The organism is Vibrio sp. 1288 (assembly GCF_033344475.1).
Genome location: NZ_JAWPOX010000894.1, coordinates 1 through 573 on the forward strand (window position 1 = coordinate 1; position 573 = coordinate 573).

The window sequence follows — 573 nt, forward strand, 5'->3', positions numbered from 1 at the left end:
GCGATCTGGGCTACTTGCGCCTTGAGCCAAAGATGCTGGGGATGCTTGAAAAAGATCGTGATGAGCAACGTCTGTTCTTACGTCGTGACCAATTCCCTGAAATTTTAGTTGATGCCTTGTTGGCGACAGAAGACCGAGACTTCTATCAGCATGATGGTGTTTCACCATTGGCTATTGCCCGTGCTTTAGTGGCGAACATCAAAGCGGGTCGCACCGTTCAAGGTGGCAGTACATTAACGCAGCAGCTAGCGAAAAACTTATTTCTAACCCGTGATAAAACGCTGTGGCGTAAGGTGCGCGAAGCTTATATTGCGCTTATTCTTGATTACCGTTACAGCAAAGACCGCATTTTAGAAGCCTACCTCAATGAAGTGTATTTGGGTCAAAGCGGCGGCGAAGCGATCCACGGTTTTGGCTTAGCATCGCGCTACTACTTTGGGCAGCCAATCCAAGAGTTGCGAATTGATCAACTTGCGATGCTGGTGGGCATGGTGAAAGGACCGTCGTACTACAATCCTGTTCGCTATCCTGAGCGCACCAAAGAGCGTCGAGACTTGGTGCTTCGATTGCTGA

Annotated in this window: 1 protein-coding gene; it reads left to right on the forward strand. The window is 49.2% G+C overall.

Annotated elements, in window-relative coordinates; genetic code table 11:
• The coding region (locus R8O11_RS29960; RefSeq protein WP_318195226.1) for a transglycosylase domain-containing protein at nucleotides 1-573 on the forward strand (573 nt) is incomplete at both ends.